Raw genomic sequence first — 26,271 nt, forward strand, 5'->3', positions numbered from 1 at the left:
ATGACAAATAGTAAAATATATATTATAATGTAGGTAAGGAGGCGAAAGATGAAGTATTTTGACCATAAGATAATAAAGACAGCTCTAGGTACTGCTATTTCAATTTATCTGGCAGATTTACTGGATATTAACTTTGGAGTAACTGCTGGAATAATCACTATTATCACTATACAAGGGACAAAAAAAGAATCAATAAAAGTAGCTATAGAAAGATTTGTTGCTTCTTTAGTTGGACTATGTATAGCAGTATTACTTTTTAATACTATTGGGTTCAGCCCTTTGGTATTTGGAATCTTTGTTCTGATTTTTATGCCTATATGTATTCAATTTAATCTGTTTCAGGGATTTTTAGCAACTGTTGTACTTGTGACCCATATGCTTGTTATAAAAGATGTATCCCTTGATAGTGTAGCTAATGAGTTTAAGATTCTGCTTTTAGGTACTGTTGTTGCACTGGTACTAAATATGTATATGCCATATGTAAAAGAGGATATAGTAAAAGTGCAAATGGAAATTGATGAAGGGATGAAAAGAATATTTAACTATTTTGGAGAGGTACTAATAACTGGGGCTATATTTATAGATGAAGAGACAGTTTTTAATAAGCTTAAGGGAAATGTAGACCTCTATAGAAATCTTGCCTTTAAAGAGTACAATAATGACCTTTTTAACTCTTCTACATATGAACTGGATATGGCAAATATGAAGAGAAGTCAGTATAAGGTATTAGTGAGGATGAGAGGGCATTTTTATAGATTCTATATAAGTAGTGAACATGCACATTTAGTAGCTGATTTTGCAAGACATGTTGCAAATACTATTGGAAAAGATGATGAGCATGAAAATGTATTAAAAGAACTTGTGGCAGTGAGAGAAAAATTTGGAAATATGCCACTTCCACAAAGCCGTGTAGAGTTTGAAAGTAGAGCTATTTTCTTCCAATTTTTAAATGATATTGAGGAATTTTTAGAAATAAAGAAGGATTTTTTGAAAAAATATGATACAGTAGTATATGGGAAGAAGAAAACAAAGAAACAAAAATAAAGAAGTAAAAGAAACAAAGGTAACGAAAGGAAATTAGTATGGAAGACTTAAAAGTGTGGATAGAGGGTAAAAAGAAAGTGCCAAAGTGCGTGGCAATATATGATAAACTCTTTAAAATGATAAATGATGGGCATTTTGATAATGAGGAAAAATTACCTTCAGAACCAATACTTGCTCAGATGATGGGAGTCAGCAGAATGACTCTTAGACAGGCAATTGCATTATTAAGAGAAGATGGAATAATAAAAAATGTACATGGAAAGGGAAACTTTTTAATTAAAAATTCCAAAGAGGTAAAAAGAGGACTTGAGGTGTTGCAAAATCCAATACATGCAAGTTTAATAGAGGAGATAGACAGTGTGGATTTGGAATTTAAAATAGTTCCACCATCTGATTATACAAATAAGGTACTGCATGTAAAACCAGCTGCAGTGATTTTTGTAGATAGATGGTACAAGAAAAATAAAAAGACTTTAGCCTATACTCTTTCAATAATCCCAATTGAAACAGTGACAGCTAACAATATAGACCTATCTAAGAAAGAGACTTTATTAAAATTTTTAGAGGAGAGTGTCTATAAAAAACCAAATCACTCTCATATAAAGTTCTCTTACTCTCAGGCAGGAAACTTTGTATCATCAAAGTATCCTCTTGTAAATGGAAAGAAAAGCTTTTTATTAGAAGAGGTTATCTATGTAAATAAAGATATGCCAATTGTACATAATAAACATTATGTTCCAGTGGAAAACTCTCAGATTACCATAGAAAGGAAATGATTGGTTGAAATATACCATCTTATGTGATATAATTCAAGCATTGCTCTAGTAGCTCAGATGGCAGAGCGCTTGCATGGTAAGCAAGAGGTAGGTGGTTCAATTCCACTCTGGAGCACCATAAATTGAATTTTAAACTCTGAATTTTTTTCAGAGTTTTTTTATTATAAAAAAGCTACCAGAACCTGTAAATATTACAGAGTCTGGTAGCTTTTGTTTTTATTGATTTGGGTGTTTTTTACTATATTAGATTAGAGAGTTTTAGATTGCACAAAGATTTGAATATCCTTCATACTCTTTCATAGAAGTTCTAGCATATTTTCCAAGAGCTAGTACAGCTATAAGGTTTGGAAGTACCATCATACCATTGAACATATCTGCAAGTTGCCACACAAGTTCGATTTTAAGTAGAGATCCAATAACAATCATAACCATAACTAAAACTCTGTAGACATTTATTGATGTGTTACTGTTAAATAGATATCTGATATTTGCCTCTCCAAAGAAATACCATCCAATGATAGTAGAAAATGCAAAGAAGAAAAGGCAGATAGCTATAAATCCATATCCAATGCTTCCAAGTGTAGATGAGAAAGCATTTTGAGTAATCATTATTCCTGCACCTTCATTTAATGAGATTCCTGAACTTAGGATAACCAGTGCAGTACCTGTAAGTACAACAAATGTATCAATAAATACTGTGATAACAGCAACTATACCTTGTTGTCCAGGGTGAGCAACTTTTGCAACAGCATGAGCATGAGGTGTAGAACCCATTCCAGCTTCGTTAGAGAAAAGTCCTCTTGCAACTCCATATCTTATTGCCTGTTTAACACTTACACCCATTACTCCACCAAATGCAGCTTTAGAACTGAAAGCTGAAGCAAATATAGACGCAAAAGCATGTCCAACTTGAGGAAGATTTAAAACTATTATAAGTACACAAGCTCCTATGTATAATCCTGCCATAACAGGAACTATCTTTTCTGTTACAGATGCAATTCTTTTAATTCCACCAAAGAATACAAGTCCAGAAAGTATAGCTATAATTACTCCAACAATTAGAGGAGATACTCCAAAGGCGTTATTAAAAGCTGTAGAAATTGAGTTTGCTTGAACTGCATTTCCCATAAGTCCCAAAGCTGATATACATGCAATTGAGAAGAAACATGCTAAAAATTTAGCTATTTTTTTATTTTTTATTGCTTTTTCAATGTAGTATGCTGGTCCTCCAGTAACTTGACCATTTACTCTACGTTTGAATACCTGTCCAAGTATAGCTTCAACATAAACTGTAGACATTCCAAAGAAAGCACTTACCCACATCCAGAATATTGCTCCAGGTCCTCCAGATGCAATAGCAGTAGCTGCTCCAGCAAGGTTTCCTGTTCCTACTTGTGCTGCAATAGCTGTAGCAAGAGCCTGAAATGAAGACATACCATTTTTATCAGCAGCTTTTCCATTTAAATTTATTGAACCAGTAACCAGTTTTATCCCTTCGAAAAATTTTCTTATCTGTATAAAATTAAGCTTGAAAGTGAAGTAAATCCCTGTTCCTAAAAGAAGTACTATAAGAAAATTCCCCCATAAAAAATCGTTAATTGTTGTTACTAACTGTTCCATTATAATTCCTCCCTGTGTAAATAAAAAATGAATAAAAAAAGAAGGTACAAAAAATACCTTCTGGAATTATTAAAAAAGAATTATACACTAAAAATTAATATGAAAATTTGCTGCATAATTCCTCTGTCCTTTTACCTGAGAGTTTAGTCCAATTGCTTGGGTTTGCTCCTTCGGTGCTCTAAGAGTCTCTCCAGAGGCTCGTCCAATATAGGTCTTTTTACCTGAAAGATTCACTTCGTCGGTGGCATTTCTGCTCTCTCCCTATATCTTCATCCGAATTTTATTCAATTTTTATATTTTTTAATTGATTTGATAAATGTAATGATAGACCATTTTATTTCATTTGTCAATAGCTTTTTCTAAATTTTGTATAATTATACTTAATTTTTGTTGATATTACTTCTCAAAGCAAGAAGACAACCTCCCAATACTCCTAGACCTCCAACAATTTGTAAAGGTAAAACATTTTCTTTCAAAAGAAGGTATCCAATAATTGCAGTAGCTGGTGGAATTAAAAATTTAAGTACACTTAACACAACTACTCCCTGTTTTTGAATGATATAGAAAGTTAAAACCATTCCAACAAAGTTTGCATACATTCCTGTACCTGAAACCATTGCAATTTTACTAAATGGTGCATTTAATATCTCACTTATATGACCAGTTACAATTGAAAGTATCAGATAAAATGCTCCAGTAATAAGTGAAGTAGTACTGCTTATTACTGCAGAGTGAACCTCTCTTGTAGTTCCTTTTACAACTAATGCCTGAATAGCCTGTACTACAACTGTACCAGCAAGAAGCAGGATTCCAAGTAGAAATTCAGAGCTGTGGTTGCTGTGATGGCTTCCACTGAAGATAAATATAAGTGAACCTATGATTGCTAAAATAGACCCAGCTATAAAAGTAAAATGTTTAACTTTTTCTCTCTCATCTGTATAGAATATTGCAGCCATAAGTATTGAAAAAGGCATACTTAAAAGTCCAAATATACTTCCAGCTAAAGCTGAAGTACGGCTCATACCTGCTACGAAGCAGTACATATTAGCAGCTGTACAACCTGCCAAAATAAACAATCTAGGTATGATGTTTTTATTTGATATAAGAATAGGGAATTGGTCCCTGAATCTTATAAGACTCATAAGTAAGAAAAGTGTTCCCCCTGATAAAAACATTATTGCGTTAATATTTACAGGATTAAAAACTGAACTTATAAAACGAATTAAAGGATATCCACATCCCATAAATAGTACGAAAAAAAGTGATGAAAGTTGATTTTTTGTGTTTCTCATTGTTCCTCCAATTTTAAAATTTTTATCTATAAAAGTAGTTTAGACTATTTGTAGATTTAAGTCAATAAAAATTAATCTTTGAAAAAACTCTTTCACTGGTGATTTTACCTTGTTAAAAGCTAGGCAAAGTAGACAAAAGTGTGCTATAATTAAAGGAGTATAAACAAGTTAGAAAAGTCGCTTTTTATAAGGAAATTAAGATAGATTTGGTGGGAAGAAAAAAACAGTTTCTACAAATAATTAAAACTTCTTTTTATAAGGGATTTTACAAAATTTACAAGATAAAACAAGGAGAATTATTATGAGTTTGATACTAAAAATATTTTGTATTGTGATTTTAATTGGCATCAGTATGTTTCTGTCAATAAGTGAGATATCTCTCGCTTCTGCAAGAAATATAAAACTTCAGATTTTAGAGGATGAGGGGAATAAAAATGCCACTAAGGTAATGAAGATTCAGGAAAATTCAGGAAACTTTTTTACAGCTGTTCAGATAGGAATCAACGCTGTTTCAATCTTAGGTGGTATTATTGGAAATAATATTGTTGGGCCGTATGTAGTGGATTTTATAGATGCTTTTATTCCAACTTTAGGGACAAAAGCTGTATTTATTGGTAATTTGACATCATTTATTCTGATTACTGCACTATTTATTCAATTTGCAGATTTGATACCTAAAAGGGTAGCTATGATTGCACCTGAAAAAATAGCTGTAACAGTGGTGGTACCAATGATGATACTTATTAAAGCAGCTAAACCTTTGATATTTATATTCAATGGAATTGCAAATCTTATCTTTAAAATGTTTAATATCCCTCTTACAAGGGAGGAGAGCATAACCTATGACGATATATTTGCAATGGTTGATGCTGGAGCTGAGGCTGGAGTGGTTCAGAAAAAAGAACACTCTTTAATTGAAAATATTTTTGAGCTTGAGTCAAGATGGGTTTCCTCCATTATGACCACTAGAGACAATATTGTATATCTGACTGTATCAGAGGGAGAGGAAAGTATCAGAAAGAAAATAGCTGAAGAGCCACATTCTAAGTTTTTGGTGTGTGAAAATGATATTGACTCAATCCTTGGATATGTGAGTTCGAAAAATATCCTTCCTCGTATAGTTAAAGGTGAATTAAATAGCCTTGCAGATATAAAGGATATCTATAATAGAAATCTTTTAGTTATCCCTAATACTCTTACTCTTTCTGAGGCTTTAGACAGATTTAATGAGGTTAGAGATGACTTTGCAATAGTTCTAAATGAATATGGTCTCGTAGTGGGGCTTGTGACCTTAAATGACGTTATTAATACTCTGATGGGAGATATAGTATACCAGGAGCAGGAAGAGCAGATAATATCACGTGGAGAGGGCTCTTGGCTTATTGATGGTTCTACTCCTATTGAAGATGTTAAAAAGGTTTTAGATGATATTGAAAAGTTCCCTGAAGAGGATACTTATGAGACAATTGCAGGTTTTATGATGTATATGCTTAAGACAATACCTAAAAAAGCTGCAAAAGTTGAATTTGAAAATTATAGTTTTGAAGTTGTAGATGTTGATAGATTCAAGATTGACCAGCTGTTAGTTACAAAGAAAAATAAAGTAAACAATACAGAGGTTCATCAAGGTTAAAATAAAATAATATTAATGGTGGTGGATATATGAATTTGAAGAGGGTGTGGAGGAGGAACAAGGTTGTTTTTGCAGCAATAATGACTATAGCATTACCTGCAATAGCAGATTTATTTGCTCAAACTTTACTGGGATTTTTTGATATGCTAATGGTAAGTAGATTAGGTCCTGTGGCCATAAGTTCCGTGGGGATTGGTAATGCTCCTATGAATGCAGTGATGCCGATATTCTTTGCAGTAAGTATTGGTACTACAGCACTTGTGAGTAGGGCATTTGGTTCCAATAACAGGGAAGAGGGACAGCTTGCAATGTCACAGTCACTATTGCTTGCAATACCTATTTCCATTGTGATAACACTGCTTTTATTTATTTTTAACAATCAGATATTGGGCTTGGTTGGAAGAGCTGATGATATGAACCTGCAGCTTACAAAGGATTATTATAACAGTGTATTATTAGGAATGCCATTTCTATGTTTTAATGTTATATTCTTTGCTGCATACAGGTCAGTTTCAAAAGCTAATATTCCAATGGTGGCAAATATAGCAAATGTATTTATAAATATATTTTTAAACTATATTATGATTTTTACATTTGGATGGGGTGTATTTGGAGCAGGACTTGCTACAACTGTATCTCGTGGAATTGTAACACTGTTTTTTGTATATATAACACTTTTTACAGACAGATTCTGGGTCTCTATACCTGTCAGTGCACTTAAGATAAGAGATAAAAAAATGGCCAGAAGAATATTGAAAGTAGGTATACCAGCTGCAGTTGAACAGGGTGTATTCAGAATAGGTATGCTCATATTTGAAATGATGGTTATCTCTTTAGGCACAATGGCTTATACAGCACATAAAATTGCACTTACAGCAGAAGCATTCTCCTATAATATGGGATTTGGATTTGCTGTTGCTGGTACTGCATTAGTAGGTCAGCAGCTAGGTAGAGGCTCTGCAAAGGATGCTTACCGTGATGGTGTTGCTACTACAAATCTTGCAATAGCACTTATGTCAATATTTGGTCTTCTCTTCTTTATAATTCCTGGTACAATTACCAAGATGTTTACCAAGGAAGCTGAGATACTTTATATGGCAACAATTGCTTTAAGACTTGTATCAATATGTCAGCCATTCCAGGCAGTATCAATGGTATTAAGTGGATGTTTAAGAGGTGCTGGAGATACAAGAGCAGTACTGTGGATTACAATAATAGGAATGTACCTTATAAGAATACCAATAACTTACTTTTTCCTATATAAGCTGCATACAGGACTTGCTGGAGCATGGATTGTTATGACTATTGACCTGGCATTTAGAAGTATAGCATGTTATGTAGTATTCAAAAAAGGAAAATGGAGTTATGTAACAGTATAGGAGGATATTTTGGGAGTTAGTTTTAGTTATATTAGGTATGATGAAAAATTTTATAAATTATTTGAAGATAACAAGTATTTTTCTTCAGATAAAATACTTTTTGTTTTTGTAGATAACCGTATGAAAGAGATTTTCACAAGAAAAGTGGCAGGGAAGCTGTTTTCTAAAAACCCAGTTCTTGTGACTTTTGATGAATTAAAAGAGAGAATATTTCTATCTGACAAGATAGTTTTAAAAGAGGCTAAGAGAATCTTAGCCTTTTTCAAATCCATTCCAGAAGATGTGAGAAAAGAGCTGGAGATAACATCTTATTTTGACATTATTGATTTTGCAAATAACTTTTTTGCATATTATAGAGAGCTCAATCTAAGTTGTAACACATCAATTAAAGAGCCTCATAAGTGGCAGGAGAGATATCTTGAATATTTCCATAAGATAAAAATCTCTTTTGATGAAATGTGTAAAAGATACAACTATATTCCAAGTGACTGGCTGGAAAGTATGGAGCATTTTAACAAGGAATGGATTAAGAATTTTGAAACAGTGATATTTATTGATATAGTAGAATTTCCAAAGTTATATAGGGATATAATCTATGAACTTGGAGAAAAGAGTATGGATATAAGTCTGGTACTTCAGATGAAAAAAGAGGATTTTGATGAGAAAAATCTGAAATTAAAAAAAGTATCAGTGCCAGAGATAGATGGAGATAAAAAGAAAATAGATGTATATATCTTTAAAAATGAGCTTCAGGAGGCAATTTCACTTATTGAGATGAGAGATGCTCAAAATGGAAATATATACTCACCAGCAGTTGAAAAAAATATATTTTACAGGGTATTTCCAAATGATTTTGCACCGTCAAAAAGACCTGTTATGGATGATACAAAGCTCTTTAAGTTTTTAAATATTCAGCTTCAGATGCTTATGGGAAAAGAGGAAAAACTTGGAAAGACCTATCTTTTAAATGACCTGCTAAAGGCTTTTGAAAGCAAGATATTTAAGGATTATTATGAGATAACAAATGAGGAGTTCATAATAATTAATAACCTTCAAAAAGATGGATTTAAATATATTTCAAGGGAGATAGTAAATAGATTTCCTGAGAACAGTTTTCCATGGGTTTTGACATCTAAAATTGAAAACATATTATATGACCTGGATGAGATCAGCACAATTAAAGATGTGGAAACACTATATCTCTATTTTAAAGAGGTTTTAAACCTGGAAAAATTCCTGGAGGAAGAGTTTGATAACAAGGATATCCTGGAGAAATTTTTAGAGATATTTGGAATTATTAAAGCTAATGAAAAGATGGCAATATACTCTGGAAATGAGGAGATTTTTGGTAAGAAGGCTGGAGAGGGGCTATATAGACTTCTGATTCAGTATATGAAGGATCTGGTTATCAAATCAAATATAAAATATGATAAGGAGATAACACTTATTAAACCTCTGGACTTTATAAAGTATGTGGATATAAAAGAGGACATGGTTAACTATTTTATTGATATAACTGATGATAATCTGCCTAAGGGATTAAAAGATACACTTATATTTACTGAAGCTCAAAAAAAAGAGATGGGAATAGTAAGTGGAGAAGAAAAAAGGGATATTGAAAAATATAGATTTTACCAGTCTGTTAACTATGGAGAGAAAACAGTTATATTTACTCAAAAAGATGAAGATGGAGGAGTTGGAATATCTCCATTTTTAGAAGAGATAATAAATAAAAATAGTTTAGAGATAAAAGAGATACCTGTATCTATAGAAAAAAGTGAAAAGATAATTGCAACTCTATTTTCAGGTGAAGGGATAGCTCAGAAGATTTCAGAAGATGAGATATTTAAAAAAGAGATAAGAGATTTTGATGAGGGAAAAATAAGAATAGGAGCATATGATTTGAACATTATGAGAGAGTGTCAGTTAAAATTCTATTTTTCCAAGATGCATGAACTTGACTATGTAGTGAAAGCTGAGGATAAGGATCTGGATCCCAGAATACTTGGAATAATTGTTCATAAGGTATTGGAGAGAATAGTACAGGGAATGTGGAAAAATGTCCTTGGAACTGGGAAGATAGAGGTAAGTTTAAATGATATTGTGGCACTTTTAAAAGAGGAGTTTAAATTCTCAAGAGAAAAGATTCAGGTGCATATGGACAACTATATTTATCAGATACTTATACCAATACTTGCTGAAAATATATCTAAATTCTTTAAAATGCTTAATAAAAAGTATGAAAATTCAAAAATTACAAGATTTCAAAGTGAAAGAGGAAGATATGAAGAGGATCCATATTACTCAGGACATATAGATATATACCTTACAGGAAGGGCAGACCTTATTATTGAGACACCTCTAGGTAACAGTATTATAGACTATAAGACAGGAAATAGCAGTAATGGACAGTTAGATTACTACAGTATCATCCTTTATGGAGATGAAAATTCAACAGATAAGGCATTTTTCAATGTGTGGTCAGGAGAGTATAAAAAAATAACAAAACCTGAACTGACAAAGAGTGAGATGGAAGAGGTATTGGAGCAATTTAGCGATATAGATTACTATCTTCCTGCTGAAAAGAAAAGTACATGCAGTAGTTGTGAATATGCCAAAATATGTAGGAGAGAGAGATAATGGGTAAGAAACTTATTTTAAAAGCCAGTGCTGGTACTGGAAAGACATATAGACTATCTCTTGAATATATAGGAGCACTTTTAAGAGGGATAGATTACAGAGAGATTCTTGTAATGACTTTTACTAAAAAAGCTACAAGTGAGATAAAGGAGAGAATAGTAAGTTTTCTATATGGAATATGCAATGACCGTGATATTCATAATGAGATAGAGACTAACCTTAAAAATATATATGGAAATGATTTTGTACTTGATGATAAAAAGATTAGGAAAATCTATCAGGAGATTTCAGAAAATCGGGACAATCTTAAAATATATACAATAGATGCCTTTACAAATATGCTTTTTAGAAATGCAATAGCTCCATACCTAAAACTTTATAAATATGAGATTATAGATGATGAGGAAAACCGTGATATTCTTCTTAAGACGTTTCAGAGATTATTTGAAAGTCAGGATTCCTTTGAAGTTTTTAGAGAGTTTTTAGAGGATAACAGTGAAAAGGATATGGGAAGATACATAACCCTTATTTCAAATGTTCTAAGTGAGAGATGGAAATTTATAGTTATTGGAGAGAAATATCTAAATAGGGAGAAAAGTTTTGCATATGGAGATATAGATGGTTATGTAGATGATTTCTATGACCTTATGTGTGAAATAGCAGAACTTAAAGAAAAAGAGCCAAATGAGATATTTAAAACAGCTTTTCAGGAGTTCTGTGAAGTTGATAATAAGAGTGAATATATCTATGAAAATTATGAACTTTTCCTAAAAAATGATCCATGGCATGGGAATAAGATAAGGTCTACTAAAGCATTGAATATAGAGGATATAAAAGAGAAGATGATGAATAAGTATTCAGAGCTTAAGTCAAATCTTGCTAAAAAGATGTTTAATGAGAAGATAGTTCCCTATGAGAAAAAACTTCTTAAAGCTATTACTACTATTTATTCTATCTATGATGAGATAAAGATGAGAGAAAAGAGATTTACCCACACAGATATAAGTAACTATACCTTTAAGTATCTAAGAGACAGGGAGCTTGGCTTTGTAGGTGAAGATGGAAATCTTACAGATGACTTCTTCGATGTTATAGATGGAAAGATAACCTCTATTTTTATAGATGAGTTTCAGGATACAAGTATTCTTCAGTGGAAGATTCTTAAAAACATAATTGATAAAAGTGAAGATATAATCTGTGTTGGAGATGAAAAACAGAGTATCTATGGTTGGAGAGGTGGAGAAAAAAGATTATTTGAAAACCTTGAAATGATTATAGATGGAAAAAAAGAGGTACTTGATACCTGCTATAGAAGTAGAGAAAATATCATTAAATATGTAAACAAAGCTTTTACAGGAATTGCCAATTCATCAGCTGAAGAGTATATTCACAACAGACCCTGGGAGTATGAGCCTGTAAACTATATAGAAAAAGATGAAAAAGGGTATGTTGAAGTTGCAGTTGGAGATGAAGAAAATGAGGCTCTGGATATCTTAATTGATAAGATAGTTGAAAATTTCAATGGAAACTATAAAGGTGTAGGGATAATTGCAAGAACAGGAAAGACTCTGAAACTTATAGGAGATAAGCTGGGAGAAAGGGAGATATCTTACACACTGGAATCTAAAACCAATATATTTGATACAGAAAGTGTAAGACCTATATACTCTCTTATTCGTTGGTTCGCTAAAGGGGATTATTTAGCATTTCTTGAGTTTATCCGTTCTGATATCGTAGTAGGGTCAGCAAATCTCTTAAAAGAACTGATAGTAAGGCGGGAAGAGGTAGAAAAGTGGATTGCAGATGAAAAAGGTGCCAACATAGGAATAGAGGCAAAAGTTTTGGGTATTGTAAAAGAGTTATATCATATGTATATAATGGAAAATGGAGAGACTGGATGTCTTGCATATGAGATGATAAAAAAACTGGGAGTACTTGAAACTTTTAATAAAAAAGAGGACCAGAATGATATATTCACTTTCTATAAGCTTATTAGAGAGTACAGATATTTCAGTGATTTTTTAGCTGAAGTTGAAGAAAATCCAAATGATAAAAAGTTTAAAAAAGAGAGCAGTAAAAGTGAGGGAATCTCACTTCTTACAATTCACAAATCCAAGGGGCTGGAATTTGATACAGTGTTTTACTATATTGTTAAAAATAGAAAGCCAGGAGGAAGTGGTGGAATAAAAACCTACTTTAAAATAGATGAGAAATTTGAAAACACAGTGGATTTCTTAATTACACATGGAAAGTTTAATTCAATTTTAGACAATATAGATGAGGTTACATATCTTGATGAAGAGAGAGAAAAAGAGAGCCTTGAAGAGATTAATAACCTCTATGTAGCACTTACAAGACCTAAGAAAAATCTCTTTGTAATTATAGAAAATCAGGATACAGTTGAAAAAGAAAAACTCCTAACTCTGATTATCCCTGAGCCAGTTGGAGAGATTATTAAAAATGATGAAGAGCTGGAAAAAGAAGAGGAGATAAGGGAAGATTTAGCAATAGACCTTTGTGGTAGCAGGAAAGAGTATAAGATAAGTGTTGAGGAAAACTATGATGAGGGAAGAGAGAAAATAAGAAACCATGACCTTCTATTAGAGTATAGAAGGGTTAAGGGAAATATTATTCACTTTTTCCTGGAAAATCTTGATAAATGGGATGAAAAAAATATTGAGATGGCTAAACTACTTACTTATTCAAGATTTGTATCCACAGTTGGAAAAAAAGAGTTAGATGAAATTTTTTCTAAAAAAAATCTTGAGAAGTTAAATACCAAGTGCAGTGAGCTATTTAGCAGTGAGTGGGACTATGTATATAGAGAATACACCGTATATTATAAAAATGAGGTAGATGAACTTGAGATATTAAGACTTGATAGACTTATGCTGAAAAGACCTGCCAATGGAAATCCAGGTATAGTTTTTATAGCAGATTATAAAACTGGTGGATATGGAGAAGAGCAGATAAAAAAATATGAAAAAGCTATTGTACAATATTTAACTAATAATAAAATAAATGTTAATGATTATAAAATTATATCTAAATATATAGAACTGAGCATCTAATCAAGGTTACATATATTATTTTCATATAATAAATATATATGAAATATATGATTAATAATTTTAGTATTGTAAATTTCTATCGTACAAGTTATTTAAAAAAAGTACATTTTGTGGTATGATGGTATTGTATATAAATATTGACTTTTCAATAATAACTTTAAGGAAAGGTGGTTTTCAATGAAAGAACTAGATTTAAGAAAAGTTACTGATGAAGTAGAAAGAATGTGTATAGAAGGAAACTATTTTATCGGTCAAGACGTTTTAAACAAAATTAAAGAGGCATACGAAAAAGAAGAGTCTGAAGTAGGTAAAAACATACTTGGACAAATCATCGAAAACGATGGAATTGCTGCAAAAGAAGAAGTTCCTATGTGTCAAGACACTGGAATCGTAGTAGTATTCTTAGAAGTTGGAACAGATGTTAAAATCAACGGAGATATCTACGAAGCAATCAACGAAGGAGTAAGAAGAGGTTACGAAAAAGGATACTTAAGAAAATCTGTAGTTAGACACCCTTTAGATAGAGTAAACACTAAAGATAATACACCTGCTATTATCCACACTAAATTAGTACCAAATTCAGATAAAGTTAAAATAGTTGTAGCTCCAAAAGGTGGAGGTTCTGAAAACATGAGTGCTTTAAGAATGTTAAAACCTTCAGATGGAGTAGAAGGAGTTAAGAAACTAGTTGTTGAAACTATAAAAAATGCTGGTGGAAACCCTTGCCCTCCAATTATTGTAGGAGTTGGAATAGGTGGAAACTTCGAAAAAGCTGCATTATTAGCTAAAGAAGCAGTTTTAAGACCAATCAACGATACAAGTGCTGACCCAATATTAGCAGACCTTGAAAAAGAATTATTAGGATTAATCAACAAAACTGGTGTAGGTCCATTAGGACTTGGTGGAAGAACTACTGCACTTGCTGTTAAGGTAAATACTTACCCTTGTCACATAGCTGCTTTACCAGTTGCAATTAACATCAACTGTCACGCTGCTAGACATAAAGAAGTAGAATTATAATAATAATTTAACCTTAGGAGGAATGACATGGAATATCATATTACTACACCTTTAAAAGATGAAGATATAAAAAAATTAAAAGCTGGAGATTCAGTTAAAATAACTGGAGTTATATATACAGCAAGAGATGCGGCTCACGCAAGACTTGTAAAATTATTAGAAGAAGGAAAAGATCTACCAATCGACGTAAAAGGACAAGTAATCTTCTACGTTGGGCCTACACCTGCTAAACCAGGAAGACCTATAGGTAGTGCTGGACCTACTACAAGTTATAGAATGGATGCTTATGCACCAGCTCTATTAAAAGTAGGATTAAAAGGAATGATTGGTAAAGGATCAAGATCTAAAGAAGTTAAAGATGCTATCTTATCTGAAAAAGCAGTTTACTTCGCAGCTGTTGGTGGAACTGCAGCATTAATTGCTAAATCTATCAAAAAAGCAGAATTAATTACATATGAAGATTTAGGAGCAGAAGCACTTAGAAGACTTGAAGTTGAAGACTTCCCAGCAATCGTTATAAACGATATTTACGGTGGAGACCTTTATGAAGAAGGTCAAGCAAAATGGAACGAATTAGATAAATAGTTTTCATTTTAGATAAATAATCTATAATAAAAAGAGTGAGGGATGTCCTTCACTCTTTCTTTGTTTGGTTGAAATAGAATTCTCTAAGCTATCAATAGTTTCTATTTATCTTGCTTACGGAAAGAAAATTTGAAACTCACTCCGTTCAAACAGTCAAATTTTCAGTATTCTGTTTGGCTGCATAAATTACGCAACTATTTCTAATGCCGAGAATTCTATTTTTATAATTTTTGAGGTACATTAGTTTTTTCTTTATTCAAAATAAAATGTATTTTTATCGAAAATGTGATAAAATATAAAGTAGATATGTGTCATGTTAATAAATTAAAATGGATAAAAATTAGATATGTAGAATAAAAAGTATTATTTTCATTATGTGAAGCTCAATATAAGTACTGATAACTTTCTATAATTATGGTTTTTATTTTATGTATGTATTCTATTTTGTCTTTATTTATATTTTAATATTTTGATGTTGAAATATTAGCTAAGATAATTATTAGATTCTTTAATTTTACTTAATTTTTTTAGCATGATATAATATTAGAGTAAAATAAAATTAAAATGGAGGTAGCTGGATGAGTAACAGTATTTTAACAGTGGAAAATTATAACTTGTCATATAAGAATTGTCAGATTCTTAAGGATTTAGCTTTTTCAGTAGAAAAGGGTGATTATCTAGCTATTGGAGGAGTTCCTGGTTCTGGAAAGACTACACTTGTAAAGAGTATACTTGGACTTGTAACTAAAGGTATTACAGGAGATATTGAGTATCATAATATCGGCAGAGATGAAGTTAGCTACATGCCGCAAAACTTACTACAACAAAAAGAGAATTTTTTGGGAACTGCAAGAGAGGTAGTTGCAGTATCTTATCTTCCGCAAAAAAAAGGAATGCCATTCAATGCTGATGATTGGAAAAAGGTGGATAAACTATTAAAGAAACTTAATTTAAACGATGTAAAGGATAAAAAGATTACTAAGCTTACAAAAGGTCAACAACTTAAAATAAATCTTGCAAAGCTTTTGATAACTGATCCAAAACTTATATTTATAGATAGCCCAACATCAACTATCGATAATAAAAATAAGCTGGATTTCTATCAGACAGTAAAAGATTTATGTGATAAAGATGGACTTACAGTTATTTTTATTTCAAATAACATAAAGGATATCTGTGAATATGCTAATAAAGTATTGTTCTTAAAGAAAAAAGATAGAACTTATTATTTTGGAGAAACAAAAGAGTTTTTAGAAAAAATTAAATAAGGAGTAGACTTATGAAGAGAAAATTTATTTTTGCAGTGTTTTTATTCTGTTTAGCATTTAATCTTTTTGGTAAGGATATTCAGGTACTTACACCAGCTGGGTTGCCTACTTTAAGTATGGTAAAACTTATAAATGAGGATCATAAGATAGATGGTGTAAATATAAACTATAAAATAGAGAAAAATGCTGATGGTCTAGTAGTAGATATGTTAAAAAAAGAGGGAGATATAGCTATTGTTCCTTCTAACTTTGCAGCACAGCTCTATAATAAAGGTTTAGGTTATGAGATACTTGGTACTGTTGGTTGGGGATCATTTTATGTAATAAGCCATGAAGATATATCAAGTGTAAAAGATCTTAAAAACAGTGAATTATATGTATTTGGGAAAGGTCTGACTCCAGATATTATACTTCAGAATATTCTTATAAAAAACGGACTTACACCAGATAAGGATGTAAAAATAAATTATGTGAGCAGTGGAAATGAGCTTGCAGGATTCTATTTAGGTAAAAAGGCTAAAATAGCTGTTATACCTGAACCAATGCTAAGTAAGATAATGAGTAAGGATAAATCTACAAAAATAAATTTAAATCTTAATGATGAGTGGAAAGCTCTTACAGGGTCTAAACTTGGATACCCTCAGTCTACACTTGTAGCTAAAAAAGAGTTAGTTGAAAATAATCCTGAACTTATTCAAAAATTTGTTAAGGATTTAGAAGGAAGTATAGAGTTTTTACATAGCAGTAGTGATAAAAAAGCTCAATATGTAAATAATCTTAATATTATGATAGATACATCTATTTTAGATGAAATTCTTGGAAAGGCTAATCTTAAATTTATAAAAGCTCAGGATTGTAAAGATGAGTATAATAACTATTTTAAGATTTTATATGATACAAACAGCAAAGTAATTGGAGGAAAACTTCCAAATGAAGAGGTATTCGCAATATTTAACTAAGGTGGTTTCATTTCTGCTCTTTATAGCAGTGTGGAATATAGTTGCTCACCTTATAGGAAATAGATTTTTATTTCCAAATATAAAAGAGATATTAAAAGCTTTGGGGCTGATAGTAACTGGAGAAAATTTTCTAACTATCATTGGTGGAACCCTGAGAAAACTCATTATGGTGATATTGGTGTCAGGTATTTTAGGGACACTGTTTGGAGTGCTCTCATATAGATACAGCATTATAAAGATACTTATATTGCCATATGTGAGTTTTGTAAAATCTGTACCTACAATAGCTATGATAATATTGGTACTAATATGGAGCAGAGCTGAGATTGTCCCTGTAATAGTAGGGAGTCTGATACTCTTTCCAATACTCTATGACCATATTGTCTCTGGAATAGAAAGCATTGATAGAAATCTTGTAAAGATGTCTAAGATATTTAAAGTTTCAAGGTACAGAATGCTAAAGGATATCTATATTCCAGGGGTGTATTTTCATATATCTGGAGGTATTCACTCTCTGGTAGGACTTACATTTAAGGTAATAATTGCTGGTGAGGTACTATCTCAGGAGAGCATGTCAATAGGTGGAGAGATACTTTTAAATAAAATCTATCTTGAAAGCTCTAAGATATTTGCCTGGGTAATAATAGTGATACTTCTAAACTTTGTAATTGAGCAGAGCATACTTTTTTTCAATGGAAAAATAACTAGCTGGAGATAGAGATGAGACTTAGAAATATTAAAAAAAGTTATGGAGAAAATAGAGTATTTGATGGACTGGATTTGGATATTCAGGAGGGAAAGGTCACTGCAATCTTGGGAGAATCAGGTTGTGGCAAGACTACACTTTTACAGATAATTTGTGGCTTTATAGATGATTATCAAGGTGAAGTCGAATTTGTAAATGATACCTCTTCTGGAATATCATATATATTTCAGGACGATGCTCTAATTCCATGGAAAACTGTATATGAAAATCTTGAGTATGTATTAAAAAACAGAAAAATAAAGGATTTGAAAAAATATATAGATGGGTATCTGAAAATGGTTAAGCTTTCAGATTATGCAGATAGATATCCAGATGTATTAAGTGGTGGAATGAAAAGAAGAGTGGGAATTGCAAGAGCTTTTGCTTTTCCTTCAAAATACCTTCTTATGGATGAGCCATTTGAATTTTTGGATTTGCGTACCAAGACAGATATAATAAAAGATTTTAAAAGATTGCAGAACATGTCAAAAAAGACAGTTCTATTTATAACACACGATATAGATTCAGCTCTTGACTTAGGGGATAATATAGTGGTTTTAGGTTCAAAACCTACTAGACTCATAAGAGAATTTAAGAATAATGATACAAAAGATAAAATGAAGGAAAATCTTGAAAAGTTGTTCTTGTAAAAATATGGAAATGAATATATAATATATCATCTAATGATAAGATAATAGTAAGGAGATAGTTTGATGATAAAGATAGGGAAAAGACAGAAATTAAAAATAAATAATTTTGCAAGTGTTGGAGCATACTTAGATGCTGAGACTGGAGATAGTAAAGACAATATACTACTTCCAAATAACGAACTTGAAGATAGAGATTTAAAAGAGGGAGACGAAGTAGAGGTATTGGTTTACATGGACTCTGAAGACAGACCAGTAGCTACATTTAGAAAGACTGAAGCTTTAGTTGGAACTCTTGCAAAACTTGAAGTTACAGATATTCATCCAACTCTTGGAGCTTTTATGGATTGGGGACTTACAAAGGACCTATTACTTCCTAAGAGACAACAGGAAGCTGAAGTTGAGATAGGTAAGAAATACCTTGTTGGAATATATGAAGACAGTAAAGGAAGACTTTCAGCTACAATGAAGATTTACAAATTCTTACTACCAAGTACATCAATGAAGAAAAACGATGTTGTAACTGGTACTGTATATAGAATAAATCCTGAGATAGGAGTATTCGTAGCTGTAGAAGATAGATACTTTGGACTTATTCCTAAGAATGAGTACTTCAAAGAGTATAAAGTTGGAGATGAAATTGAAGCAAGAGTTATAAGAGTTAGAGAGGATGGAAAATTAGACCTTTCACCTAGAGAACTTGCTTATCTTCAGGCTGATAAAGATGCTGAACTTATTCTGGAAAAAATGAGACTTTTAAAAGACAGTTTCAGATTTAATGATAAGACATCATCTGAACAGATAGTTGATTACTTCAATATGAGTAAAAAAGCATTTAAAAGAGCAATAGGAAATCTATTGAAACACAAAAAGATTGAAAAAACTGAAGATGGATATTTCAGAATAGTTAAAAAATAATAGATAAGAGGCTATTGCAAATTTGTAAAAAATAGAATTCTCGGCATTAGAAATTGTTTCGTAATTTATGAAGCGAAACAGAATACTGAAAATTTGACTGTTTGAACGAAGTGAGTTTCAAATTTTCTTTCTGTAAGCAATATAAATAGAAATAATTGCTAGCTAAGAGAATTCTATTTTTTCATTTTATAAATGCGATAGCCTCTTTGCTTATTATAAAGCGTATTTTTTTACAAGGTTTTTAAATTCATCTGTATCAGTATACTCAGAGAAGCTTTTGTGCTTATTTTCAAGCTCTTTTGAAAGCTCTCCAACAAACTCAGGGATATGTTTAGCAATCATGCTTCCCATAGGGTTTCCAAGCTTAGTTTTACCATCTTCAACTCTTCCACCTGTATAAAGTGTGAATATACTTTCAAGTGCCTCTCCAATTTTTCTTTTTCCACCAATAAATCCCAATTCAGAAGTCTGATGTCTTGCACATGAGTTTTGACAACCAGATACATGGATTTGAGGTAGGAAATCCTCTTTTAAGCTGTTATCACTTAGGTACTCAAGGATACTTTTTACAAGATTTTGGCTCTCTTCTATACCAATTTGACATGTAGGTACTCCTACACATGAAAGACTTTGGTGAACCTTGTGGTTTCCTCTTAAATGACTTGTAAGGGTAAGTAGATTTTGTGCCTGTTCCTCAGTTAGATTTCTAACATAGATATCCTCATTCATGCTTAATCTTGCCTGGCTGTTTTCATTTTCTTCCAAGAATTTAATAAGTGTATGGAAATCTTCTGAAGCTAATATTCCACAAGTTGGGTGAACTATAACTGTATAAAGACCATCCTGTCTTTGTGGGATAAGATAAGGTGTTTCACTTAGTTTGTGAGTATAGTTATCTAAAGTTTCAGAAAGTTTAATATCCAAATCAAGTGTAAGATCTTTTTCACTTTTAACATCTTCAAAATGCTTTTTAAAACATGCAATAAACTCATCTCTTCCCATTCTCTTAGGAATATATCTGGTTCTTGCTTTTGCTTTATTTTGGTAATCTCCTTCAGCCATAAACAGTCTTACCATAGCTTCAACACAGTATAATACATCCTGAGGTGCAATTCTTTCAGGGTATTCTATAGAGACTTCAGGGTTACTTCCAAGTCCTCCTGCTAAGAATAATTTGAAAGCAGCCTTCCTATTTTCATTAATTCCAAGAAAACCGATGTCGTTTATAGTTGAGTTGGCTGTGTCCTTAGAACTTGTAGAAATTGATATTTTAAGCTTTCTAGGTAGCTTGTATTCAGTTATCTGCTTAGTTAAATATCCACTTATTGCATTGGCAATTTCTGTTGCATCAAATGCTTCATTTTTTTCAACTCCTGACATAGGTGCAAGACCAACGTTTCTTGGGAAGTTACCTCCCCCACCACGAGTATAAAGACCGTTATCTAATGATTCAGACATAATATCACATACATCATCAATACCAAGATTATGAAGCTGTATAGCCTGTCTTGTAGTAAGATGGATATTTTTAAGATTGTATCTTTTAATAAAAGAATCTATAAGTTTAAGGTGGTTCATTTTAAGGATTCCTGAGTTAGTACGAAGTCTAATCATAAAAGAGTTTCCGCCTCTTTGTGCATAGACACCCATTCCACCTGATTTTCCTTTGAAATCTCCTACTGAGATCTTTTTATCTAAAAATTCATGACCTAATTCTCTAAATTCATCTATTTCTTTTTTTAATAGTTCAAATTGTTTCTGCATTCCTTCACTCCTTCAAAAATTGTGTTACATGGACTAGGATAACATATAATCCCAATAAAATGAAGAAAGTATTTCTTATAGGACCATTAGAAATAATTATACATATGAAAAAACTATTTGATAAGCAAAGGTAAATATAAAAAAACTGCACCATCAATCTCTCTAAGAGTTCAGGTGCAGTCATTAAATATCTCTATTGATTACTGAATTATTTTATAAAAAGTTCAAATTTCTTGCTCAAATCATTTGGAAGATAGTTTTGATAGTAGTTTAATATTTTTATAGCTGGTTTGTAATCTCCTGTTATTTTCAGAAGTTCAGCATATTCAGTTTCAATACTTTGAACTGAGTAAAAATCACTTTTATCAACTACATCAAACAGTTCACCAATTATAGTAACTCTTTCTTTTTCCATTCCTTTAAGTAGTCTTCCAACTACTAGAGCTTCCATGTAATAAGCCTTTGAATCTTTTATCTTGCCTAAAAGCTTTGCAGCTCTTGCAAGTGTAAATAGTACAGATAAGTTTTTAGGATCGTTGTGTTCAGCATGTTCTCCAAAATTATCTTTACATTTTTCATAGTATTTTTTAATAATAGCCATATCGTCAAGTTCCATACCGATTTTGATAACTTTACAATATGTAACACATTTATCCTGGTTGCTTCTTCCTTTAGCAAGTGAAGTGTACTCTTTTATAGAGTCTTCAATCATACCTTTTTCTTTATAGATTCTTGCTATAAGGTTTCTTGCAATGAATAAAGTACTGTCATTTTTAGTTTTCTTAGCCAGATATTTAGCTATCTGTAAAGCTTCTGTATACTCTTTCATCTCAATTAAAGCTTTTGCATATGAGTATTTTAGCTCTTCAGTTGAAGGATTAAGCTTTTCTTTTTCAAGCCATGAAGCAAATCTTCTATAAGTACATACAGCACATTCGGGATCATTAACTTTTTCACAAAGGAAGAAAATATCTTTTAATTTATCTTTGAGATTAGGAATTTTTCTGACACCGTGAAATGATTTCAGAAGATATTCCTTAGCTAAAAGATATCTTTCTCTGTTCTTAAATCTACTGTAAAGTTTTTCGCAGAATTCACTTCTTTCTTTTGGTGCAAGTTCATACAATGCTTCTTCAATTATCCATAAGTTGTCATCACTTATGTCAATCTCACTTAAAAGCATATTGTTTAGGAACTCAATTGCTTGTTGTTCTCTTGTTTTCATTAGTTCTTCCAGGGAAATTTTATCTTTGATTCCTTGTTCTGATAGAATCTTATGGAAGTTTTTGCATAACAATTTTGCAGTCTTTTCAGTTAATGATCTTTTTCCAATTTCAATCATCCCTAAAAATACTCTTGTAATGTCATCACCGACTAATTCTCCCTGTGTAATTTTATACTTTTTTCTCAATGATAAAAGTTTTTCTTCTGGTGATAAAAACATATTAGTCCCCCTTAAATAAATAACACTAAAAAAATCGTATTTTTTTGCCTAATACATTATATAATATTTTTTAAAATATGTATAGTTTTTTAAATAAATTAATCATTTATTTAAAAAAGAAATATAATTTTAAATATTTAATGTATTGTTAAGGGTTTTGATTAAATCTTTTATATTTTTAAGATGAATTCCATGAATGTTAAATTTTATAGCCTCTTGAACATTTGGAAGAAAATCATCAATAAATACTGTTTCTTCAGGGATTAATCCATATTTGTCAATTATAGCTTTATAAATGTTTGACTCAGGTTTCAAAAGATGACATTCATAAGAAATGACTCCTCCATCAAAAATAGATTTAAAGTTATGAATTTCAGAAATCTTTCTAAATGAATTTTTATGAAAATTTGACAATATATAAAGTTTATAATCTTTATTTTTAAGAGTTGATAAATATTTAATGTTTGTTTTATCTACAAATAATACGTCTTGAATATCGTTATCAAATAGTTTCTTAATATTTTCTCTTTCTTCAGGGAGTCTTTTACTAAAAATCGTCACTGCTTCATCATATTCTAAAGTACCTCTATCTAAATCCTGCCACTCTTTACTTTGGAATATCTCCTTGAAAAATTTCTCCCTGTTTTCCTCTTTAACATTTTTATTAATAAAATCATGTGGATCATAATTTATTAATACATTACCTAGGTCAAAAATTATGTTTTTTATCATGAAATTTCCTCCTTTATTTGTTAATATACATTGATATTTCTTTGTTATCATATTATAATCTATATAGGGAAAAATTCAAAATTTCTTTGGAGGTGGACGGAAGATGAAAATTAAAGCTATAGCTTTAGATTTAGATGGAACCCTTTTAACAGATGATAAAAGAATATCTGAAACTAATAAAAATATACTTAAAGAGTTTGAAAGAAAGGGTGCTAAGATTTTTCTTGTGACAGGAAGAACCTATGTGTCTGCCAAGCCTTTTGCAGATGAATTAGGATTAAATAGTGTAATTATAACATACAATGGTGCTAAAGTAGTTGATTATCGTAATGACAGGGTACTTTATGAAGAACCTTTAGAGGAAAAATATACAAAAACAATAATCAAAATGGCAAAAGAACATAATATCCATGTGAACCTTTACAGAGATAATAAATGGTATGTAGAGGATCCAGATAATCTGGAATCAATTAAGTATGCAGATCATACAGGTTTGACACCAGTGAAAAAGGACTTTGATTCATTTGATGATTATACAATGACTAAGGTAACAATTCAGGATATGAAAAACTCAGATGTATTCAATGAGCTTTGTAATGAGATCGAAAAAATATTTGCTGGAAAGGTTTATACAGCTAAGTCACAGGATTACTTATTTGAAGTATTAAATAAGAATGTCAACAAAGGTATTGTATTAAGAAAGATACTAAAAAGTGAAGGAATTGATATGGAGGATTGTGTTGCATTTGGAGATGCATCTAACGACCTTGAGATGCTCATGGAAGCTGGATATGGTGTAGCTATGGGTAACTCTCCTTTAAATCTTAAAAACAGAGTAAGATATGTAACAGATACAAACCAGAACAATGGAGTAGCTAAGTTTCTTAAAAAGTATTTCTATTAATAAATAGATATATTTTTTAAATGTGAACATTAAGTATGATAATGATAAAGTCAGAAGATTTCTTTTGACACAAACCCTATTTTATGATAAAATTTACGAATAATTATGATAATATATCTATGAAAAAGGTTAAACGATGGTGTTTTACACTTTTATTATAAATTGGAGGTTAAAATGAAAGAAAATAGTATAATAATACTAGACTTTGGTTCTCAATACAATCAATTGATTGCTAGAAGAGTCAGAGAAATGGGCGTTTACGCTGAAGTTGTCCCATATTTTGAACCTTTAGACAAAATTCTTGCTAGAAAACCTAAAGGGATAATTCTTTCAGGAGGACCTGCTTCTGTATATTTAGAAGGAGCTCCTACTATTGATAAAGAGTTATATAAACAAGGAATACCTATTTTGGGAATTTGCTATGGAATGCAATTAACTACTCACTTAATGGGTGGAGAAGTTGCAAGAGCAGACAAACAAGAGTTTGGTAAAGCTGAATTAATAATTGATGACGCAAAAAGTCCTCTATTTGAAGGAATTCCAAATAACTCAAAAGTTTGGATGAGTCACAATGACCATGTAACAAAAATGGCTGAAGGATTTGAACAAATTGGACATACTGATTCTTGTGTTGCAGCAGTATTCAACAAAGAATTAAATATCTACTGTATCCAATTCCACGCTGAAGTAACTCACTCAGAACACGGAACTGCAATGCTTAGAAACTTCGTATTCAACGTTGCAAAATGTGAAAAGAACTGGTCAATGGGTAACTATATTGAAGAAACAATAAAACACATAAGAGAAACTGTTGGAGATAAAAAAGTACTATTAGGACTTTCAGGAGGAGTTGACTCATCAGTAGCTGCTACTCTAATCCACAAAGCAATAGGAGATCAATTAACTTGTATATTTGTTGATACAGGTCTTCTAAGAAAAGATGAAGCTAAAAAAGTTATGGAAGTATATGGAGAAAACTTCCACATGAACATTAAGTGTATAGATGCTGAAGAGAGATTCTTATCTAAACTTGCTGGAGTTTCTGAACCAGAAGCTAAAAGAAAGATAATTGGAAAAGAATTTATCGAAGTATTTAATGAAGAAGCAGGAAAACTTAAAGATGTTGAATTCTTAGCTCAAGGAACTATCTATCCTGACGTTATAGAATCTCAATCAGTAAAAGGTCCTTCAATGACTATAAAATCTCACCACAACGTTGGTGGACTTCCAAAAGATATGAAATTTACTCTTCTTGAGCCTCTAAGAGAGCTATTTAAAGACGAAGTAAGAAAAGTTGGAAGAGAACTTGGTATACCAGATCATATGATCGATAGACACCCATTCCCAGGTCCAGGACTTGGAATCAGAATCTTAGGTGCTGTTGATAAACAAAAAGCTGATATATTAAGAGAAGCAGATGATATCTTCATCGAAGAATTAAGAAATGCTGGACTTTATAATAAAGTTAGCCAAGCTTTCGTAGTATTATTACCAGTTAAATCAGTTGGTGTAATGGGAGACGAAAGAACTTATGAATATACTGCAGTATTAAGATCTGCTAATACAATAGACTTCATGACTGCAACTTGGTCACATCTTCCATTTGACTTCTTAGAAAGAGTTTCTAACAGAATCCTAAATGAAGTTAAAGGAATTAACAGATTGACTTATGATATCTCATCTAAGCCACCTGCAACAATAGAATGGGAATAATAGACATATTCCTTGAACAATACTAATATTGAATAGTTGAGAGATAAAATATTTTAAGTGCTCTTAAAATGCACTTGAAAATAAAAAGTAATATAAAAGAGGGACTTTTGTCCCTCT

20 protein-coding genes, 1 tRNA gene and 1 riboswitch are annotated in these 26,271 nt (G+C 31.5%); of the genes, 16 read left to right on the forward strand and 5 right to left on the reverse strand.

Translation table 11 applies throughout. The features are described 5' to 3' along the window. The first annotated feature begins 48 nt into the window (after positions 1–48). From IX290_RS00280 to IX290_RS00290, 3 genes are all read left to right on the forward strand, one after another. Entirely contained in the window at positions 49–1,044 is a 996-nt protein-coding gene (locus tag IX290_RS00280) for an aromatic acid exporter family protein (RefSeq protein WP_211491221.1), read from the forward strand. Positions 1,045–1,082: 38 nt separating this feature from the next. Beyond that, the gene (locus IX290_RS00285; RefSeq protein ID WP_249168781.1) at positions 1,083–1,820 is read left to right on the forward strand and encodes a GntR family transcriptional regulator; all 738 of its coding nucleotides are present in this window, start codon (positions 1,083–1,085) and stop codon (positions 1,818–1,820) included. 42 nt (positions 1,821–1,862) lie between these two features. Further along, positions 1,863–1,938, forward strand: a tRNA-Thr gene (locus IX290_RS00290). A 140-nt stretch (positions 1,939–2,078) separates the two neighbouring features. Here the strand turns inward: IX290_RS00290 and IX290_RS00295 are convergent. Beyond that, positions 2,079–3,440 (reverse strand): sodium:alanine symporter family protein, encoded by a 1,362-nt coding sequence (locus tag IX290_RS00295; RefSeq protein WP_211491222.1) that lies wholly within the window; start codon positions 3,438–3,440, stop codon positions 2,079–2,081. Between the two features lie 113 nt (positions 3,441–3,553). Then, positions 3,554–3,644: riboswitch (glycine riboswitch) on the reverse strand. Positions 3,645–3,820: 176 nt separating this feature from the next. Then, the gene (locus IX290_RS00300) at positions 3,821–4,732 is read right to left on the reverse strand and encodes a DMT family transporter (RefSeq protein ID WP_211491223.1); all 912 of its coding nucleotides are present in this window, start codon (positions 4,730–4,732) and stop codon (positions 3,821–3,823) included. Positions 4,733–5,033: 301 nt separating this feature from the next. On the opposite strand from IX290_RS00300, the gene IX290_RS00305 reads away from it, so the two are divergent. From IX290_RS00305 to IX290_RS00355, 11 genes are all read left to right on the forward strand, one after another. Next, the gene (locus IX290_RS00305; protein WP_211491224.1) at positions 5,034–6,365 is read left to right on the forward strand and encodes a hemolysin family protein; all 1,332 of its coding nucleotides are present in this window, start codon (positions 5,034–5,036) and stop codon (positions 6,363–6,365) included. Positions 6,366–6,394: 29 nt separating this feature from the next. Beyond that, positions 6,395–7,744, forward strand: coding sequence for an MATE family efflux transporter (locus IX290_RS00310; RefSeq protein ID WP_211491225.1), 1,350 nt, complete (start codon positions 6,395–6,397; stop codon positions 7,742–7,744). Between the two features lie 9 nt (positions 7,745–7,753). After that, positions 7,754–10,384: a PD-(D/E)XK nuclease family protein gene (locus IX290_RS00315; protein WP_211491226.1), complete on the forward strand. Its 2,631-nt coding sequence runs from the start codon at positions 7,754–7,756 to the stop codon at positions 10,382–10,384. Next, the gene (locus tag IX290_RS00320) at positions 10,384–13,455 is read left to right on the forward strand and encodes a UvrD-helicase domain-containing protein (protein ID WP_211491227.1); all 3,072 of its coding nucleotides are present in this window, start codon (positions 10,384–10,386) and stop codon (positions 13,453–13,455) included. Before IX290_RS00315 ends, IX290_RS00320 begins: the two co-directional genes overlap by 1 nt. A gap of 177 nt (positions 13,456–13,632) precedes the next feature. Then, positions 13,633–14,475, forward strand: a complete 843-nt coding sequence (locus IX290_RS00325) for a fumarate hydratase (protein ID WP_211491228.1) — start codon at positions 13,633–13,635, stop codon at positions 14,473–14,475. 27 nt (positions 14,476–14,502) lie between these two features. Continuing rightward, the gene (locus IX290_RS00330) at positions 14,503–15,060 is read left to right on the forward strand and encodes a Fe-S-containing hydro-lyase (RefSeq protein ID WP_211491229.1); all 558 of its coding nucleotides are present in this window, start codon (positions 14,503–14,505) and stop codon (positions 15,058–15,060) included. A 578-nt stretch (positions 15,061–15,638) separates the two neighbouring features. Further along, on the forward strand, positions 15,639–16,328 hold the full coding sequence (locus IX290_RS00335; protein ID WP_211491230.1) for an ATP-binding cassette domain-containing protein: 690 nt from the start codon (positions 15,639–15,641) through the stop codon (positions 16,326–16,328). Positions 16,329–16,339: 11 nt separating this feature from the next. Beyond that, the gene (locus tag IX290_RS00340) at positions 16,340–17,287 is read left to right on the forward strand and encodes an ABC transporter substrate-binding protein (protein ID WP_211491231.1); all 948 of its coding nucleotides are present in this window, start codon (positions 16,340–16,342) and stop codon (positions 17,285–17,287) included. Beyond that, the gene (locus IX290_RS00345) at positions 17,259–18,005 is read left to right on the forward strand and encodes an ABC transporter permease subunit (protein ID WP_211491232.1); all 747 of its coding nucleotides are present in this window, start codon (positions 17,259–17,261) and stop codon (positions 18,003–18,005) included. The genes IX290_RS00340 and IX290_RS00345 overlap by 29 nt, the downstream gene beginning before the upstream one ends. Positions 18,006–18,007: 2 nt before the next feature. Beyond that, a complete protein-coding gene (locus tag IX290_RS00350; protein ID WP_211491233.1) occupies positions 18,008–18,682 on the forward strand; it encodes an ATP-binding cassette domain-containing protein in 675 nt (224 codons plus the stop codon). 63 nt (positions 18,683–18,745) lie between these two features. Further along, on the forward strand, positions 18,746–19,597 hold the full coding sequence (locus IX290_RS00355; RefSeq protein ID WP_211491234.1) for a S1-like domain-containing RNA-binding protein: 852 nt from the start codon (positions 18,746–18,748) through the stop codon (positions 19,595–19,597). Positions 19,598–19,810: 213 nt separating this feature from the next. Here IX290_RS00355 and IX290_RS00360 read toward each other — a convergent pair whose 3' ends face one another. From IX290_RS00360 to IX290_RS00370, 3 genes are all read right to left on the reverse strand, one after another. Continuing rightward, positions 19,811–21,361: a nitrite/sulfite reductase gene (locus IX290_RS00360; protein ID WP_211491235.1), complete on the reverse strand. Its 1,551-nt coding sequence runs from the start codon at positions 21,359–21,361 to the stop codon at positions 19,811–19,813. Positions 21,362–21,569: 208 nt separating this feature from the next. Continuing rightward, positions 21,570–22,805 (reverse strand): hypothetical protein, encoded by a 1,236-nt coding sequence (locus tag IX290_RS00365; protein ID WP_211491236.1) that lies wholly within the window; start codon positions 22,803–22,805, stop codon positions 21,570–21,572. 129 nt (positions 22,806–22,934) lie between these two features. Next, the gene (locus tag IX290_RS00370) at positions 22,935–23,537 is read right to left on the reverse strand and encodes an HAD family phosphatase (RefSeq protein WP_211491237.1); all 603 of its coding nucleotides are present in this window, start codon (positions 23,535–23,537) and stop codon (positions 22,935–22,937) included. A gap of 103 nt (positions 23,538–23,640) precedes the next feature. On the opposite strand from IX290_RS00370, the gene IX290_RS00375 reads away from it, so the two are divergent. Then, positions 23,641–24,441, forward strand: a complete 801-nt coding sequence (locus IX290_RS00375; protein WP_211491238.1) for a Cof-type HAD-IIB family hydrolase — start codon at positions 23,641–23,643, stop codon at positions 24,439–24,441. A 174-nt stretch (positions 24,442–24,615) separates the two neighbouring features. Beyond that, complete coding sequence (gene guaA, locus IX290_RS00380; protein WP_211491239.1) at positions 24,616–26,154, forward strand: glutamine-hydrolyzing GMP synthase; 1,539 nt, start codon at positions 24,616–24,618, stop codon at positions 26,152–26,154. Positions 26,155–26,271 lie beyond the last annotated feature (117 nt).

Origin of the sequence: Fusobacterium sp. DD2 (assembly GCF_018205345.1) — a bacterium.
In the GTDB taxonomy this organism is placed as follows: domain Bacteria; phylum Fusobacteriota; class Fusobacteriia; order Fusobacteriales; family Fusobacteriaceae; genus Fusobacterium_A.

Coding starts and splice junctions, on each gene's coding strand:
- IX290_RS00370 (WP_211491237.1), bottom strand. CDS start 23,537: ATGATAAAAAACATAATTTTTGACCTAGGTAATGTATTAATAAATTAT.
- IX290_RS00300 (WP_211491223.1), bottom strand. CDS start 4,732: ATGAGAAACACAAAAAATCAACTTTCATCACTTTTTTTCGTACTATTT.
- IX290_RS00335 (WP_211491230.1), top strand. CDS start 15,639: ATGAGTAACAGTATTTTAACAGTGGAAAATTATAACTTGTCATATAAG.
- IX290_RS00285 (WP_249168781.1), top strand. CDS start 1,083: ATGGAAGACTTAAAAGTGTGGATAGAGGGTAAAAAGAAAGTGCCAAAG.
- IX290_RS00345 (WP_211491232.1), top strand. CDS start 17,259: ATGAAGAGGTATTCGCAATATTTAACTAAGGTGGTTTCATTTCTGCTC.
- IX290_RS00295 (WP_211491222.1), bottom strand. CDS start 3,440: ATGGAACAGTTAGTAACAACAATTAACGATTTTTTATGGGGGAATTTT.
- IX290_RS00375 (WP_211491238.1), top strand. CDS start 23,641: ATGAAAATTAAAGCTATAGCTTTAGATTTAGATGGAACCCTTTTAACA.
- IX290_RS00310 (WP_211491225.1), top strand. CDS start 6,395: ATGAATTTGAAGAGGGTGTGGAGGAGGAACAAGGTTGTTTTTGCAGCA.
- IX290_RS00280 (WP_211491221.1), top strand. CDS start 49: ATGAAGTATTTTGACCATAAGATAATAAAGACAGCTCTAGGTACTGCT.
- IX290_RS00355 (WP_211491234.1), top strand. CDS start 18,746: ATGATAAAGATAGGGAAAAGACAGAAATTAAAAATAAATAATTTTGCA.
- IX290_RS00320 (WP_211491227.1), top strand. CDS start 10,384: ATGGGTAAGAAACTTATTTTAAAAGCCAGTGCTGGTACTGGAAAGACA.
- IX290_RS00350 (WP_211491233.1), top strand. CDS start 18,008: ATGAGACTTAGAAATATTAAAAAAAGTTATGGAGAAAATAGAGTATTT.
- IX290_RS00325 (WP_211491228.1), top strand. CDS start 13,633: ATGAAAGAACTAGATTTAAGAAAAGTTACTGATGAAGTAGAAAGAATG.
- IX290_RS00330 (WP_211491229.1), top strand. CDS start 14,503: ATGGAATATCATATTACTACACCTTTAAAAGATGAAGATATAAAAAAA.
- IX290_RS00365 (WP_211491236.1), bottom strand. CDS start 22,805: ATGTTTTTATCACCAGAAGAAAAACTTTTATCATTGAGAAAAAAGTAT.
- IX290_RS00360 (WP_211491235.1), bottom strand. CDS start 21,361: ATGCAGAAACAATTTGAACTATTAAAAAAAGAAATAGATGAATTTAGA.
- IX290_RS00305 (WP_211491224.1), top strand. CDS start 5,034: ATGAGTTTGATACTAAAAATATTTTGTATTGTGATTTTAATTGGCATC.
- guaA (WP_211491239.1), top strand. CDS start 24,616: ATGAAAGAAAATAGTATAATAATACTAGACTTTGGTTCTCAATACAAT.
- IX290_RS00340 (WP_211491231.1), top strand. CDS start 16,340: ATGAAGAGAAAATTTATTTTTGCAGTGTTTTTATTCTGTTTAGCATTT.